This window comes from Microbulbifer sp. SAOS-129_SWC (assembly GCF_039696035.1).
In the GTDB taxonomy this organism is placed as follows: domain Bacteria; phylum Pseudomonadota; class Gammaproteobacteria; order Pseudomonadales; family Cellvibrionaceae; genus Microbulbifer.
On the sequence record NZ_CP155567.1, the window covers coordinates 850,432 to 865,538 of the forward strand.

The following is a 15,107-nucleotide window of genomic DNA, read 5'->3' on the forward strand; positions in this document are numbered from 1 at the left end:
TGGGCCTGTAGCGGCGGCCGGTGGAAACCGCTGTCGCCGACAGAACCACAGGAAAGCTGATGGCGAATTATTGGCGGAAATTGGCGCCAAGCCTTGCCGTTCCCGGTGCTGGCTTTTGTCACAAAAGCCTTTTAGGCTCTATCGGCGCGAAAAAATAATCGATAAACGCAAGGAGCGCCCGATGGAAATCCTCGACCGTCTCGACCTGGACGACGACACCCGCCTGCTCGAAACCATTGTCAATCTTCACCGCCACTGGCCGCAGCTGCGCGACGCCAGTGGTGTCGATTCGCCGCTGGATTACCTGGCCGCATTCGAGGACAACCCGGCGCAGCAGCGCGCGCTGCTCGAGAGCCTGGATATCGACCCCGCAGCGCTCGCGCAGCTCAGCCAGAAATTCCGCAAGGCATACAACGACACAGTGCCGCCTGAGCTGCAGAAGTTGCTGGAAAGCGTCGGCGACTTCAGCGAGCGCGAAGCGGGCAGCAATCCGGGCCTGGTGCGCTGGCAGCTGGGTGGGGATCAGCGCAAGCAAACTGGCGGCGCCGGTGACGGGAATGCCGCGTCCGCGGGTTCCGCGCAGTTCCGCCTGCGCGGCCCCGGATCCGCACAGGTGGAACTGGAGGCCGGCGACCTGGCCCCGCTGGCAGTGCACGAGCCGCTGCTGCGTATCGGCTTTGCCGGCGCGGTGAATAAAACTTCCAACGGCGCTGCCACCGGAGCAGAGATCAAGCTGGATGCCGCGGTCGATGCGCGCCTGGATTACTGGTTTGCGGCTGCGCCGGAACGCCTCTTTGCCGGCGCCGCAGCCGAAAGTCTGCGCCAGCTGCCGTCGCCGTTCGCACCGGACTCGATCAGCGAGGCCGCCGCCCGCGGCTGCCGCGGCCTGCGCCTGCAGCTGAGCGCCGCCATCGGGGCTTCGGCTGCGGTCGAGTACAGCCTGTTCGAGGGCGGCAAGCTGGTCGAGGCCACTGCCGGAATCAATGTGGACGCCAGCTACCGCGCAAAGCGCGACTTCGCCCTTCTCGTCCAGTGCGATCACGACAATCCGCAGCAGCTACTCGTCGATATAAAGCGCGTGCGCGGCCGCGAGATCGACAGCAGCGTCGGCCTGGGGGTACAGGTGGATATTGCCGGCGCAGCCCGGCAGCTGCGCGAGACGGTGGTGGAACCCAGGCTGGGGAAATTCGCCGATATCTATGCGGGGTTCAAACCCTATCTCCAGCCCGGCACCCTGTTGCAACAGGAGAGCAGTGCGGCCCTCGATGACGCGGTTGAGCGCCTCAGTAGCGATGCGCAGATCCGCACGGCACTGCGTTTTGCCCTGGGTGGCAAGGCGGATACCGCGCAGTTGCAGCGCGCGCTCAGTGCGCGCCTGGTGCGCTGCCTGGACAGCAATGTGGCAGTGTACGCGCGCGCCAGCGACGCCGGGCTGGGGCACGACGTGGCCGACACCCTGGGCGGCGAGCTGTCGCTGCCGGATGCGGCGCGGGAAAAACTGGTGGCGGAAGTGCAGACACTGGTGACCGCGCTGCAGGATAAATTGACGGCGGCGGTAAAGCAGCGCGCCGACGCCGCCAGCGATACCCTGGTCACCGAACTGGGTGCGCTGAACCAGCGTGTGCGCAATGCGATGGACACCGCCGCCACTACCCTGGACAAGGCCAGCGCCGGTGTGCGCGAGGCGCTGGCACAGATCGATGCGCGCATTCACACGATCGCGCGGCAGCTCAACGCCGCCGCCGAGCGCAAGATCAAGCTGCGCATCCTGTCGACGGAAAAAAGCCTGCGCCAGCGGCAGGCGACCATGCGCCTGCGTCTCGACAGCCACAGCACGGCGGCGGCGGATTTTTACCGCACCCTAGTTGGCGGGCGCCTGGAGGCGCTGGACAGCCTGCTGACAACACCGGTAAACGGCATTGAAATCGTATCCGGCAGTGCCAGCGAGCTGTTCGGGCGCCACCACTCCGACGGTATCGAGCTGTCCCTGCTGGGGCTTTCCCTGGGCGAGTCATCCATCGTCGACAGTAGCGTGAAAATCGAAACGGACGCCGCCGGCAATGTCGCCATACAGTCACAGCTGGCGGCGAAACGTGTGCTCGACGGTATCCATGAAACCCAGTCGATCGGGTTCCTCTCCCAGCTGAAGTTGCGCAACCTGAAACGCGGTCGCAGCCTGCCGCTGGACCTGACGGTGACCCAGGCGGACGAGCGGCTGGAACTGCAGGAACTGCAGCGCTTCCTCGACAGCCTGAGCGGTTGCGGCCTGCTGTCACCGGGAGCAGCCATCAAGGCCGTGAATGCCTATCGGCACTGGCAGTCCGCCGGCAACCGGCATATCAATGCGCGCGTCGCCGCCGTGCTGCAGATCGATGGCGACTATGTGCAGAAACTGATGGACTATGCCGCCGACAGCAACAGTGCCGACGGCCAGAAAGCCATGATCGCCGATGTGCTGGACGCGCTGGATGAATACGGCGTGATCGGGAGCGCGACAGTCGCCAGGGCCTGTAACGAGGTGCGCCAGATTTCCCGGCATTACCGCACGTTGACCAGTCCCGTGGACCTGTTTGCGGCGTTCAATGTGCGTATGGATTCGCGCGATCGGCCACTGGCGGGGCGCAAGGCATTCTTTGCCGAGGCGTTTGCCAATAGCGGTGATTACCCGTCCAATCGCGCCACGGCGAGCCGCAAGCTGTTGCAGGCCCGGGAAGTTCACCTGTTCGCCAAGAGCTGGGTGGTGCTGATGCGCAAGCTACAGCAGATCTACACCATGGATAGCGCTGCGGCGAGCGCGGCATCGCTGGAAGCCGACAATGAACTCATGGCTTTCTGCCTGTACCGCTGGCTGAAAGTGAAACGCTTTTTTCTCACCCTGCCGGGCGACCAGGTCTCCACCACTGCCCGCGCATTCATCGGCCTGTTGTCGCGGGCGGCGGGCTTGCCGGCGGAATACCCGCTGGCGGTCAGCATGGAACTGGTCGGTGAGGACAGCGAGCCGCTGTTGTTCTGGTAAGGGGGAAGACGCTGCGGCGACGGGGCGCAGCAGCGTCTTTGCCAATCAGGGTTCGCTGCCCTCGGTCTCCACGCGGGGTGTAGCCGTCGCCGTTTCCGCGGCGGCCTTTTGCGGTGCCTTTTGGCTGCGGCTGACACTTTTCTTGGCCGCAGCAGGCTTGCCGGTTGCCGCAGTGGTTTTCTTCGCCGCCGCCTTGCGCCGCGGTTTCCGTTGCGGCTGTGCCGGTTCCGATGTTGCCTGCGTGGGGGCAGCCATCGTGTCGAGTTTGTCCAGGTTGCGCCGCAGCATATAGGCTTTGAGCATGTCGCTGTACAGCTTGATCGAGTGGAAGCCGGCGATGGCCTTGAGGCTCGGCAGGCAGCTCAGCCACACTTTCCAGATACTGAACAGACGCATAAACACATTCGGCGATTTGAACAGGTGCATCTTGCGATAGCCGATGCCGTTCGCATCCTGTTCGTCGGCGGCGTGCTTGATGAAAATCCGGAAACCGGCGTGGTAGTAGCCGAGCAGGTGCTTGCGCAACCAGTTGGCCAGCCAGCGGGTGCCGTTGAATGGCAGGAAGCACAGCAGCCCCAGCAATCCGCCCAGGCCGTAGCCGAACGGCACCATCGGCACCGGATCGCCGCCGATTTCCAGCCGGTAGATGGGCGTCTTGATATTGCGGAAGTAGGCGTGGTCGGCCGTGCGCGGGGCGCCGTAAGTGTAGGTGGCACCCTCGCCATCCGGGTTCAGTTTGCGCGTGCAGATCAGGGCCAGGGCGCCACCGAGACTGTGGCCGAAGGTATACAGCGGCAGGTGGCTATGCTCGGCCATATCGCGGCGGATTGCCTGCTCGATATTTTCAAACGCCTGCAGAAAGCCGCGGTGTACGCGGCCGTCGCTGCTCGGCGGTGTCAGTTCCGCCTTCAGGTCGGTGGCAAAATCCGCGAGCTTCATTTCGGTACCGCGAAATACCAGTACCAGGATGGTGCGGCCCCTTTTGTCGGCGAGTTTGGCCAGTAGCGCCTGGGTCTCTTCAGTATCGTAAAACTGCAGCGGCTCGAATTGGTGTTCGCTGAGGATATTGCGAATATCGTCGTCGGCCAGCTGTTTGCCACTGAGCAGCTGTGCACTCCACTCGGTGAGCACCCGGGCGCGTTCGGCGTCGCTGTCGGCACTGCCGAGTTTCTTCAGGACTTCACTCAATTGCCGCTGTGGGGAAAAGGGCTCGTAAACCAGACGCGACAGCTCCGCGCCGATATAGGCCATGCGGTCGCTGTAGGCGGCGCGACCGACGGGGAGGCCGGGTAGACGTTCCATTCCTGCGAAGTAAGACATTTTATTATTTCCCTCAGCTCGTGCCCGCCATGCGGGCCGGTAGTCGGACTCGCCCGGTACCTCTGGGGAGATGGCGTCACCAGTTTACCCCTACACGATACGCGCGGGACAGTCGCGCAAGCCAATGCTGCGCCATAGTGGGGGCGGGCAGCCGATTTGGCTATAACACCGGGTGGCGATAATCACCGCGGTGGCAACCCATGCACAGCGCCCAGTTCCACATCAGAAATATGCGGCTCGATGAGCTGGATGTCGCGCTGCGCTGGGCGGAGCGCGAGGGTTGGGATCCGGGGCTGGAGGACGCGCGCTGTTTCTATGCCGCCGACCCCCAGGGGTTTTTTATCGGCCTGTGCGATACTGAGCCGGTGGCCTGTGTGTCGGCGGTGCGCTATGGGGCGGAGTTCGGCTTTATGGGGTTTTACATCGTCGCGCCGCAATTCCGCGGCCGTGGCTACGGCGGCAAACTGGCACAGGCCGGTTTACAGCACCTGGCGGGCTGCACGATCGGGCTGGATGGTGTGGTGGCGCAACAGGAAAACTATCGCAGCGCCGGCTTCCAATGGGCCTACCGCAATATCCGCTACCGCGGTACCGCCATACTCACCGAAGGCGGTAACGGCGGCATACTGCCGCTGACACAGGTTCCATTTGCGCTGCTCAAAGCCTACGACCGATTGCTGTTTCCGGCACCGCGCGACGCCTTTCTGCGCGCGTGGATCAACCAGTCCGCGGCCACGGCCCTGGGCGCAATGGTGGGGGAGAACCTGCTCGGTTACGGCGTGATTCGCCAGTGTTGTGAGGGCTATAAAATCGGCCCGCTGTTTGCCGATACTGCGGTAGTGGCGGAGCAGCTGCTGCGTGCGCTGACGGCTGCCGTTCCCGCGGGCAGTCATTTTTACCTGGATATTCCCGAGCCGAATGCCGACGCCTGCGCACTGGTACAGCGTCACGGGATGGAGAAAGTCTTCGAGACGGCGCGCATGTATCTGGGGGAGGCGCCGCAACTGCCACTGCAGCGGCTGTACGGCGTGACCAGTTTCGAACTCGGCTGACGCTGATCGGGCGTCAGAGTGACGCGCGCCAGTCGCGGATATTTTTTACCACACCGTCGAGCAGCCGCTGGCGACTCTCGCGGCTGATCCAGGCGTTGTGCGGGGTGATGATCAGGTTGGGGATATCGGTAGCCAGCAGCGGGTGATCCGCCGGCGGCGGTTCGACGCTCAGCACATCCAGCGCGGCGCCGGCGATGTCGCCGCTTTTCAGCGCCGAGGCCAGTGCGGCTTCGTCTACCAGGCCGCCGCGGGCGGTATTGATCAGCAAGGCACCGGGTTGCATGGCGGTGAGAAAAGCGCCGTCGACCAGTTTGTCGGTTTCTTCTGTCAGCGGGCAGTGCAGGCTGATCACATCGGCTTGTGCCAGCAGTTGCGACAGCGGCGTGCGGCCGGCTTTGTGCGCACCGCTGAAAGATTCCGCCACCAGGACGCGCATGCCGAACGCTTCGGCGAGGTGCGCGACTTTCTGCCCCAGGTCGCCATAGCCGATGATGCCGAGAGTTTTGCCGTCCAGTTCCATTACCGGGTAGTCCAGCCGGCAGAATACCGGCGACTGGCTCCAGCGGCCCTGTTTTACATCTTCCGCATAGCGATTCCAATGCGTGGCCAGGGCCAAGAGCAGGGCGATGGTGTGCTGGGCCAGAGACATGCCGGTATAGCCGGCGACGTTTTTGACCGGGATGTTTTTCGCTGCGGCGGCGTCCAGGTCGATATTGTTGGTGCCGGTGGCGCACACACAGATGAGTTTCAGCTTGGGGGCGCTTTCGATCAGCGCTCGATCGAGCACGACTTTATTGGTAATCACCACGTCGGCGTCGGCGATGCGCGCGGCGGTCTGTTCCGGTGTGGTGGTGTCGTAGAAGTCCCAGTGGGCAAGTGTCTGATCGAGGGCGGAGGTGTCGAGCTCCTCCAGCTTCATGGTCAGGGTGTCGAGAAAAACGCCGCGCATTTGGGGTTCCTTTTCGGTGCCTGTCTGCGGGTTTTGGGCGGCGCCGCGGCCAGGAACCACTTGTTCAACAGCCTGATCGGCAAATGTTTCTCAAGTGGTTCCCGGCCACGGCGCCTTAGCGTTGGGGCCCAGTATTCTTTATGAGCCGCGTTACATTACCCGCATGCCCGGCTGGGCGCCGGCGTGGGGTTCGAGAATCCACAGGTCCTTGCCGCCGGGGCCGGCGGCCAGCACCATGCCCTCGCTGACGCCGAAGCGCATTTTGCGCGGCGCCAGGTTGGCGACCATGACGGTGTGCTTGCCGACCAGGTCTTCGGGCTTGTAGGCACTCTTGATACCGGCGAATACCTGGCGGGTTTCGCCGCCCAGGTCCAGGGTCAGTTTCAGCAGTTTGCCGGCGCCCTCGACGTGTTCGGCGTTGGCGATCAGTGCGATGCGCAGGTCTACCTTGGCGAAGTCGTCGAACTGGATTTCGGCGGCGATCGGATCGTCTGCCAGCGGGCCGGTCTTGGCCTCGCCGGCCGCTTCCGCCTGCAGCTGCGCCAGGGATTCCTTGGCCGCTTCCAGTACCGCATCCACCTGGGGTTTTTCGACCCGTTGCATCAGCGGCTTGAACTTGTTGATGGTGTGGCCGGCCAGCGGGGTGGTGGCGGTATCCCAATCCAGTTCGGCGCCGAGGAATTCTTCGGCTTTCTTGGCGGTTTGCGGCAGCACCGGCGCCAGCCAGGTGATCAGCGCGCGGAACATGTTCACGCCCTGGGAGCAGATCGCCAGTACTTCCGCTTCCTTGCCTTCCTCCTTGGCCAGCGACCAGGGTGCCTTGTCGGCGATCCAGGCATTGGCGGCGTCGGCGAGACCCATGATCTCGCGCATGGCACGGGCGTATTCGCGGTTCTCGTAAAACTCACCGATACGCGGTGCGGCGTCGACAAACTGCTGCCAGAGGGCTGTATCGGCCAGTTCCGCGGCCAGCGTGCCGCCGGACTTGCTGACAAACTTGGCGGTGCGCGAGGCGATATTCACCACCTTGCCCACCAGGTCGGAGTTTACCCGCGCGATAAAGTCATCCAGGTTCAGGTCCAGGTCGTCGACACTGCCGGTCAGTTTGGCGGCGAAGTAATAGCGCAGGTATTCCGGATCCAGGTGATCGAGGTAGTTGCGCGCATTGATGAAGGTGCCGCGCGACTTGGACATCTTCTTGCCGTTGACGGTCAGGAAGCCGTGTACGCACACCTTGGTGGGGGTGCGGAAGTCGGCGGAATCCAGCATCGCCGGCCAGAACAGGGCGTGGAAGTTGACGATGTCCTTGCCGATAAAGTGATACACCTCGGCATTGCTGTCTTTTTTCCAGTAGTCCTGCCAGTCGCCGCCGTTCTGGTCGCCCTTCTTGTCAAAATAGTTTTTCAGGCTGGCCATATAGCCGATCGGCGCGTCCAGCCACACGTAGAAATACTTGCCCGGTGCGTCGGGGATCTCGAAGCCGAAGTAGGGCGCATCGCGGGAAATGTCCCATTCCTGCAGCCCTTCATCCAGCCATTCCGACAGCTTGTTGGCCACTTCGCTCTGCAGGGTGCCCGAGCGGGTCCACTGCTTCAGGAAGTCGGTGAATTCCGGCAGGGTAAAGAAGAAGTGCTCGGATTCCTTCTCCACCGGCGTGGCGCCGGAGATGGCGGACACCGGGTCGATCAGTTCGGTGGGGCTGTAGGTGGCGCCACAGGCCTCGCAGTTGTCGCCATACTGGTCCGGGGTCTTGCACTTGGGGCAGGTACCCTTGATATAGCGGTCGGCGAGGAACAGTTCCTTCTCCGGATCGAACGCCTGGGTGATGGTGCGCGAGGCGATATGGCCGTTGTCGCGCAGGCGCTTGTAGATCATCGCCGACAGCTCGCGATTCTCCTCCGAGTGGGTGGAGTGGTAGTTGTCCACCCCGATCAGGAAGTCGGCGAAGTCGCGCTGGTGCTCGGCCTGCATATTGGCGATGTGCTGCTCCGGGGTCAGCCCCAGCTGTTCGGCCTTCAGCATGATGGCGGTGCCGTGGGCGTCGTCGGCGCACATGTACAGGCAGTCGTGGCCGCGGGCGCGCTGGAAACGCGCCCAGATGTCGGTCTGGATATATTCCAGGATATGCCCCAGGTGCAGTGAGCCATTGGCATAGGGGAGTGCGCTGGTGACTAGAATGTTGCGCGATTCTGACATCGGTTCTTCCATCGGCTGAGGGGTGTGGCCCGTTTTCCGGATCGGGATCGGGCGTCGTCAAAAGACCGCGGAATATAGCAGATTTGCGCTGTGGCTGGGAGCCGCGTGCGGTCCTCCGAGCAGCCTGCGCGGCTGGCGCTGTCGGAGTTCATCCCCCACAATGCCGCCCAACGAAGATCCGCGAAGAGGGACATACAGTGAGCGATCACCACCACGAACACGACCATGACCACGCAGACGTGCCCGCAGACGTGCAGGACGCGCTGGAGCAGCTGGCGGAGTGTCTCGGCGGCCTGACCGACCCGGCCACGGACCTGCTGCTGGACGAGCTGGACGCGGAAATCGAAGTGGGCTTTGAGAATGGCACCGTTTTCGTCGGCCTGACCCTCGGTTATCCCTGCGCCAGCCAGGAGGAAGCCTGGGCGGCGCGGGTACGCGAGGCGTGTCTGCCGGCGCTGGCAGGCGGGCCGCTGGCCGAGGCCACACTGCAGTTCGAGCTGTTCAGCGAGATACCGGCAACCCCGGCGGCGGAAGTCCCGGAACCGCTGCAGGGCGTAAAGAACATCATCGCCGTGGCGTCCGGCAAGGGCGGTGTGGGCAAATCCACCACCGCGGTGAACCTGGCGCTGGCGCTGGCGGCCGAGGGGGCCAGTGTGGGTCTGCTGGATGCCGACATCTACGGCCCCAGCCTGCCCACCATGCTCGGTACCGAGGGCGTGCGTCCGCAGGTCAAGGCACAGAAGTTCTTCCTGCCGGTGGTGGCGCAGGGCCTGAAGACCATGTCGCTCGGCTATCTGCTGACCGAGGATACACCGGCGGTGTGGCGCGGGCCCATGGCCAGCGGTGCGCTGAACCAGATACTGACCCAGACCCTGTGGTGCGATGACGGCAACGAGCTGGATTACCTGGTGGTGGATATGCCGCCCGGCACCGGCGATATCCAGCTGACGCTGGCGCAGAAGGCCACGCTGGCCGGCGCCGTGATCGTGACCACGCCGCAGGACCTGGCCCTGAAGGATGCGATCAAGGGCGTGGAGATGTTCCGCAAGGTGTCGGTGCCGGTACTGGGGATCGTTGAGAATATGTCCCTGCACACCTGCTCCAACTGCGGCCACAGCGAGCCGATCTTCGGCAGCGGCGGCGGCGAGCGCATCGCCGCCAGCTTCGACACGCGCCTGCTGGGGCAACTGCCGCTGGCGCTGGCGATCCGCGAGGACGCCGATGGCGGTCACCCCACGGTAGCGGCAGATCCCGCTGGCGAGGTTGCCGGCCGCTACCGCGAGATCGCGCGGCGCGCGGCGGCACAGGTGTGGCTGGCGGCGGGGGAGAGCGGCCCGGAAATCGAATTGGTGTGAACCATGACTCTTATGGGGTATTTCCGCTAGTCGGGACTTTTGCGAGAATCTGTGAACTTTCGATGCGACAGGTCAATTGGCGCCAGAGGGACTGGCGCGCAATGCATACAGGGAAGCTCGCATGTCTCCATATTTCGCCATTCAATATATTCCTTCCGAGCGTGTGGCTCGGGTCGCTTTTGCCGGCCGCCTGGAGCTGGCTGAGCGCGTCAGGGCCATGCGGCAAGTGGCCGAGAAGTATCATCACCTGAAGCCATTGCGCCTGCTGGTGGATCTGCGCTACCAGGATCCATCCTCGATGGCTGCCGGCGAACAGCGGCAAATGGCCGAGTTTGTGCGCACCAATCCGGTGCTGCGCGAGGCGCATATCGCCATGCTGTACGGCCGTGATTACCGCGCCACGGCGCTGGTGTCCGGGCTGGTGGCCAGGGCATTGCCCAATGCGCGGGCGTTTATGGTGGAGTCCGAAGCGATGGCCTGGTTGCGCGTGGCGTATACCCGCCACTGTCCGGTGCCGGTAGCCGCCGCGGGCCGCTTTGGTGGCGTAAGGTCGGTATCCAAAGTGGGCGCTGGTTAGTGGTATGGACTGCCAAAACCGTCACGAAATAGGAAGTTGTCCCTTTCTTCTGGGTTTTATTAAAAAATAATCCTGCCTATATTGCGTGTAAGGATTCTTGCGCCATTCGGTCTCGGCGCAGCAAAGAATGTAGCAGCCCTGTGCACGCGGAACTCTCGTGAACTCAAACTTCAAACTGCGCTACCACGTGAATGGTCGCTATGTGCGCATCACTTTCTTCGGCCTGGTGGGGTTGGAAGGGCGGCTGCAGGCACTGCGGCAGCTGGTGAGCCGATTCGGGCATTTGCACACCCCGCGTTTGCTGGCGGATATGCGTTACGCCAGGAACCGCATGTCGCCAGCGGAGCTGCGGCAGGTTGCGGAGTTTATCCTGCGCGACCCGCGGCTGCGCCGCGCGCGCATCGCCGTGCTGCGCGCGCGCGGTCTCAGCCTGTCGGCGATGAGCGCCGAACGCCTGGCCGCACGCGGCCACAACAGCCGTCATTTCCTCGTGGAGTCGCAAGCGCTGGCCTGGTTGTTGGATTGAGTTGCTGAACTGAACACCGCTGCGCGGGCGCAGCGGGTATTGTCAGCGGCGCCCGCCGGGCGTTATTCCGCGCTTCCCACCTCGGCCTGGAGGCGGCGCAGTTCGCGCTTTTCGCGCCGGCGTGCAGCGGTGACTTCGCGGGCTTCCTGGCCGATGTGCTGTTCGCCGCGGGTGCGGGCCAGCTGAATCTGCTTTTCGCGCTCGCGGAAACGGGCGCGGTCGGCCTCACTGACCTTGTCGTAGCAATGTGGGCAGCTGACCCCCTGTTCGAATTGCGGCGACTGCATCTCCTCGGCGGTGACCGGTATGCGGCAGGCGTTGCACTGCTGGTAGTCACCGCGCTCCAGCTGGTGATTGACGGTGACCCTGTCGTCGAACACGAAGCAGTCGCCCTGCCACAGGGATTCGCCCTCGGGCACCTCTTCCAGGTATTTGAGGATGCCGCCCTGCAGGTGGTAGACCTCTTCAAAGCCCTGTTCCTTCAGGTAGGCGGTGGACTTCTCGCAGCGGATGCCACCGGTACAGAACATCGCGACCTTTTTGTGTTTGGCCGGATCCAGGTGATCGCTCACGTATTGCGGGAACTGGCGAAAGCTCTCGGTATTCGGGTTGACCGCGTGCTTGAAAGTGCCCACCTGAAATTCGTAGTCGTTGCGGGTATCGATCAGCAGCACGTCCGGATCGCTGATCAGCGCGTTCCAGTCGGCGGGCTTCACATAGGTGCCGACACTGCGGCGTGGGTCTATGCCCTCCACACCCATGGTGACTATTTCGCGCTTCAGCTTCACTTTACTGCGCAGGAACGGCAGCTCAGTGGTGTGGGACTCCTTGTAGTCCAGCTCTGCCAGGCGCGGGTCCGCGCGCAGGTGCGCGAGCAGGCGGTCGATACCGGCGCGACTGCCGGCGACAGTGCCGTTAATGCCCTCGCGGGCCAGCAGCAAAGTGCCGCGTACGCGCTGTTCGAGCATGAGATTGAGCAAGGGGTCGCGCAGGGATTCGAAGTCGTCGAGAGTGACGAATTTATACAGCGCGCAGACAACGATCTGGTTCACGGTAGCTTTCCTCTTTGCGGGCCGGAGCGTAAATCCGGGGCATGACTGACTTTTTCAGCGTTCCTGAAAAATCGCCGCGCATTTTATCGCAGCTGCGGGTGTTTGTCGTACATTTATCAGACAGCGGGCACGGCGGCTAAAAAACGATTGACCGGTGGGCCACAAGTTGTCAAAGTTTCCGCCGAATTACAGTGGCCACAGTGAGGCTTTCCCCGATGAATGAAGAGTTTGAACCCCGAGTCTCAGAATTGAGCCGCGACTTCAACGAAGGTGACCTGACGGTTCAGATCGACATTTACGAAGACGGCGAGGGCGGTTGGCTGTTGGAGATTGTCGACGAGGACAACAATTGCACGGTTTGGGAAGATGCCTTCGACAGTGAGCAGGACGCCCTCGACGAGGCGCTGGACGCGCTTGAGGACGAAGGTATCCAGGCCTTCGTCGGCCCGGTGCAGGAGACTGACGGGAGCCTGTAAGTCACGGCGCCGATGGCCGCAGCGATGACCGTGAACTGTGCTGCGCAAATTCCCTGCTATGGTTATATGTAGAAGGGATTCGCGACAGTGTGACAGCGCACTACCCAATCACGGTACCTTCAGGAGGCAGCATGGAATGTTGCTTCCGGGGTGCCACCTGATGTTCGCGGGTGGTCCTTTTGTCGAGCAAAGCGGTTTTCTTCTTGCCTCTGTTGTTGTCTGCACTACCGCTGGCTGCGACAGAAATCCCACTCTCCAATCACCGCGTGCTGCAAACCGATCTGCTGGAGGCGCGGCTGATCTCCGAACTCAGCGGCTACGCGATTCTGTCCGGACGCAGTTGCATTGACTGCGACGAGAATCCCTCCATCTACATCCGCAAGATTCCCCCCGCGTCGCCGGCGCACGCCGAAGGCGATGGCAGTGATGACCGGCAGGGCGAAAACGAGCGCTATACCTATCCCGGCGAGTACCGCGACTACCTGAGCAAGGAGCTGGTGGAAAAGACGCGCCTGTTCTACGGCCGCTGTTATGAAAACCAGCCGGCGCTGTTATGGCTGAGCGAATACCGGGAGACGGGCGGTTGGGTCAAATCGGAATATCTGGTCGTATTTGATGAAGACGGCCTGGAATCCCGTTACAACGAGAACCGCCAGCCGAGCATTCCCTATACCGAAAACAAGCACTGCGTGGAACTGCCCGGTATCCGCGCGGAAACCGAGCCCTAGTCCGTACATCGTGAGCGCCGATGCGTGTACCCTGCCGAAAGACGCCGGGCGCGCAGCGCTTGTTGGCGCCGGTGAAGGGTTCGCTCCGATCGCCTTGCAGCGGGCAAAAAAAGCCCCGCGGAGGGAGCGGGGCATACAGACCGCGGTGTGACCGCGGTTATGATATTAGTCTGTTATTGGGGCTTATTTGTGGCCCCAGATAATCTTCAGTTTTTTCTTACCCCACGAGCGGGCTTTCTTGATGTCTTTCTCCATCCACACATCGATACGATTGCGGAAGCGTTTGTTCATGCGGTCGCGTACCGTGTAGGTACCCGGCAGGCCTTCAATACGTACCTTGGTACCGTTGGTCAGACCATGCTTCTCCAGGTCGCGGGACACGGCAATCACCTTCTGGCCGGGGCGCAAGCGGTTGTTCCAGGCTGCAACCCAGGGGTCGCCGTCAGTCTGACCAGGCACAGAGTTGTAGGCTGTGGCGTCCACGGTCATGGATTTCTTGCTCGCAGCAGAAGTATTAAAGCTGACGGCAGCGGCGAGAATGGCGATCCCAATAAATGCTGATTTGCGCAGAGTCTGTTTCATAGCGTCCCGATACCTCCAGGATTCAAACTGTCACAGGCCAAAATCTGCCTGTGAAATTTCCAAGTTCGTTTGGAAATAACTGATCAATATTTAATCAGTGGTGGCTATATTACAGGGCCAATACGCTTTATCAAATTTTTCCTACAGATCGCGCAATAGCCATACGGTATATCAGGGTATTTTGTTTGGTGAGTATTTTCCACCTATTTAGAGCCTTAAATTGAGATAAAAATCTTCACGAATTGCTTTCATTCAAATCAAATACCAGTGTTCGGTCACAAAAAGAGTAATTGATTGCTTTGGCAGGATGTCGTCTGACAGCGATGTCATCCTAACGTCTGGTTATTTTGTGAACGAAATGGCGCTCCTAAAATTGGGAATTTGGGGAGATAATTTTTTACTTTCTATTTGCGACCGGCCCGTCACGAACAGGGTTGTCCACAGGTTTGTGCACTGGTGAGGCTGTTGGCGGCCCTGAGCGGGGGTGGTTCTCAGTAGGCGCAGCAGGCGCAATAGGGGGCGGGCAGTGAGGGCGGGCGTGGCGGTGTGCGGTGGGGCGGCCGCAGGCGCCCTTACCGGCGCCGATGCGGTGGATCAGAGTGCCGTCGTGCTGGTGCGAACCGCCGGGTTGGCCTGGCGGCGGAGCCCCGAAAGGTAGTTGCTGTCTTCCTGCAGGTCGGAAAAACCGTGCCGGTCGTCCAGTTCTACGGCCTTCTCCAGCCAGCCGATGGCCTCCTCCAGGTTGCCCTGCCACTCGCACACCTGCCCCAGGTTGAAGTAGGTGATGGCGAGATTGTGCCATTCGCGCTCGCGGAACAGGCCGTGGGCGGCGCTGCTGTAAAGCTGGTAGGCACTGCGCAGCAGGCGCGCCTTGTGGCTCGGGTCTGTCTCGCTGGCGGCCTGCTGATGGTAGGTGTGCGCCAGTGCCGAGCGCACCCGCGCACTGGATTCCTCCAGGTGCGCGCCGCTGTCCAGGTAGTTGAGTACCGCCTCGAACTGGGCGCGGGCGAGGGGGTAGAGTTCCGGGTGATCGCGCCCGCCGAGAGCGTTCAGGACTATCCCGTAGCGGTAGCGCAGGGCCTGCTGCTGCTGGGGTTGGGCGGCCAGATCGCCGATCGCTTTTTCATACAGGGGCAGGGCGGCATCCAGATCGCCGCCGAGGGCCAATTGTTCGGCTTCATCCACCAGCTGTGCCGGGGCCGGTGCGGGCGCCGCGATGGCGGCAGCGGGTGCCAGCAGCGCGGAGCAAAGCAGCAGTCTGTTCAGGGGGCGGTACAT

At 62.3% G+C, this 15,107-nt stretch carries 13 protein-coding genes; 7 read left to right on the forward strand and 6 right to left on the reverse strand.

What is annotated here, in order from left to right; translation table 11 throughout:
• The first annotated feature begins 181 nt into the window (after nt 1-181).
• On the forward strand, nt 182-3,016 hold the full coding sequence (locus ABDK11_RS03625; protein ID WP_346838938.1) for a hypothetical protein: 2,835 nt from the start codon (nt 182-184) through the stop codon (nt 3,014-3,016).
• A 45-nt stretch (nt 3,017-3,061) separates the two neighbouring features.
• On the opposite strand, the gene ABDK11_RS03630 is transcribed toward ABDK11_RS03625, so the two are convergent.
• Entirely contained in the window at nt 3,062-4,336 is a 1,275-nt protein-coding gene (locus ABDK11_RS03630; RefSeq protein WP_346838939.1) for a lipase family protein, read from the reverse strand.
• A 200-nt stretch (nt 4,337-4,536) separates the two neighbouring features.
• Here ABDK11_RS03630 and ABDK11_RS03635 point away from each other — a divergent pair, with 200 nt between their 5' ends.
• Nucleotides 4,537-5,388, forward strand: coding sequence for a GNAT family N-acetyltransferase (locus ABDK11_RS03635; protein WP_346838940.1), 852 nt, complete (start codon nt 4,537-4,539; stop codon nt 5,386-5,388).
• Nucleotides 5,389-5,401: 13 nt separating this feature from the next.
• On the opposite strand, the gene ABDK11_RS03640 is transcribed toward ABDK11_RS03635, so the two are convergent.
• A complete protein-coding gene (locus ABDK11_RS03640; protein ID WP_346838941.1) occupies nt 5,402-6,337 on the reverse strand; it encodes a D-2-hydroxyacid dehydrogenase in 936 nt (311 codons plus the stop codon).
• 150 nt (nt 6,338-6,487) lie between these two features.
• Entirely contained in the window at nt 6,488-8,533 is a 2,046-nt protein-coding gene (gene metG / locus ABDK11_RS03645; protein WP_346838942.1) for a methionine--tRNA ligase, read from the reverse strand.
• A 197-nt stretch (nt 8,534-8,730) separates the two neighbouring features.
• Here metG and apbC point away from each other — a divergent pair, with 197 nt between their 5' ends.
• The 3 genes from apbC (at nt 8,731) to ABDK11_RS03660 (ending at nt 10,991) form a co-directional block, all read left to right on the forward strand.
• Nucleotides 8,731-9,888, forward strand: a complete 1,158-nt coding sequence (gene apbC, locus ABDK11_RS03650) for an iron-sulfur cluster carrier protein ApbC (RefSeq protein WP_346838943.1) — start codon at nt 8,731-8,733, stop codon at nt 9,886-9,888.
• A gap of 121 nt (nt 9,889-10,009) precedes the next feature.
• Nucleotides 10,010-10,465 (forward strand): hypothetical protein, encoded by a 456-nt coding sequence (locus ABDK11_RS03655; RefSeq protein WP_346838944.1) that lies wholly within the window; start codon nt 10,010-10,012, stop codon nt 10,463-10,465.
• A gap of 157 nt (nt 10,466-10,622) precedes the next feature.
• Nucleotides 10,623-10,991, forward strand: coding sequence for a hypothetical protein (locus ABDK11_RS03660; protein WP_346838945.1), 369 nt, complete (start codon nt 10,623-10,625; stop codon nt 10,989-10,991).
• A 62-nt stretch (nt 10,992-11,053) separates the two neighbouring features.
• Here the strand turns inward: ABDK11_RS03660 and ABDK11_RS03665 are convergent, their stop codons facing one another.
• Complete coding sequence (locus ABDK11_RS03665) at nt 11,054-12,043, reverse strand: rhodanese-related sulfurtransferase (RefSeq protein ID WP_346838946.1); 990 nt, start codon at nt 12,041-12,043, stop codon at nt 11,054-11,056.
• 215 nt (nt 12,044-12,258) lie between these two features.
• On the opposite strand from ABDK11_RS03665, the gene ABDK11_RS03670 reads away from it, so the two are divergent.
• Nucleotides 12,259-12,519 (forward strand): hypothetical protein, encoded by a 261-nt coding sequence (locus tag ABDK11_RS03670; RefSeq protein ID WP_346838947.1) that lies wholly within the window; start codon nt 12,259-12,261, stop codon nt 12,517-12,519.
• Nucleotides 12,520-12,785: 266 nt separating this feature from the next.
• Entirely contained in the window at nt 12,786-13,247 is a 462-nt protein-coding gene (locus ABDK11_RS03675; protein WP_346838948.1) for a hypothetical protein, read from the forward strand.
• Nucleotides 13,248-13,430: 183 nt separating this feature from the next.
• Here the strand turns inward: ABDK11_RS03675 and ABDK11_RS03680 are convergent, their stop codons facing one another.
• Nucleotides 13,431-13,829, reverse strand: coding sequence for a hypothetical protein (locus ABDK11_RS03680; RefSeq protein ID WP_346838949.1), 399 nt, complete (start codon nt 13,827-13,829; stop codon nt 13,431-13,433).
• Nucleotides 13,830-14,423: 594 nt separating this feature from the next.
• Nucleotides 14,424-15,107 carry a tetratricopeptide repeat protein gene (locus ABDK11_RS03685; protein WP_346838950.1) on the reverse strand — a complete coding sequence of 228 codons (684 nt, stop codon included), beginning with the start codon at nt 15,105-15,107 and terminating at the stop codon, nt 14,424-14,426.

Excerpts from the sequence above, each read along its gene's own strand:
- ABDK11_RS03680 (WP_346838949.1), bottom strand. The coding sequence starts at position 13,829 with ATGAAACAGACTCTGCGCAAATCAGCATTTATTGGGATCGCCATTCTC.
- ABDK11_RS03655 (WP_346838944.1), top strand. The coding sequence starts at position 10,010 with ATGTCTCCATATTTCGCCATTCAATATATTCCTTCCGAGCGTGTGGCT.
- ABDK11_RS03625 (WP_346838938.1), top strand. The coding sequence starts at position 182 with ATGGAAATCCTCGACCGTCTCGACCTGGACGACGACACCCGCCTGCTC.
- ABDK11_RS03635 (WP_346838940.1), top strand. The coding sequence starts at position 4,537 with ATGCACAGCGCCCAGTTCCACATCAGAAATATGCGGCTCGATGAGCTG.
- ABDK11_RS03640 (WP_346838941.1), bottom strand. The coding sequence starts at position 6,337 with ATGCGCGGCGTTTTTCTCGACACCCTGACCATGAAGCTGGAGGAGCTC.
- ABDK11_RS03630 (WP_346838939.1), bottom strand. The coding sequence starts at position 4,336 with ATGTCTTACTTCGCAGGAATGGAACGTCTACCCGGCCTCCCCGTCGGT.
- ABDK11_RS03685 (WP_346838950.1), bottom strand. The coding sequence starts at position 15,107 with ATGTACCGCCCCCTGAACAGACTGCTGCTTTGCTCCGCGCTGCTGGCA.
- metG (WP_346838942.1), bottom strand. The coding sequence starts at position 8,533 with ATGTCAGAATCGCGCAACATTCTAGTCACCAGCGCACTCCCCTATGCC.
- ABDK11_RS03670 (WP_346838947.1), top strand. The coding sequence starts at position 12,259 with ATGAATGAAGAGTTTGAACCCCGAGTCTCAGAATTGAGCCGCGACTTC.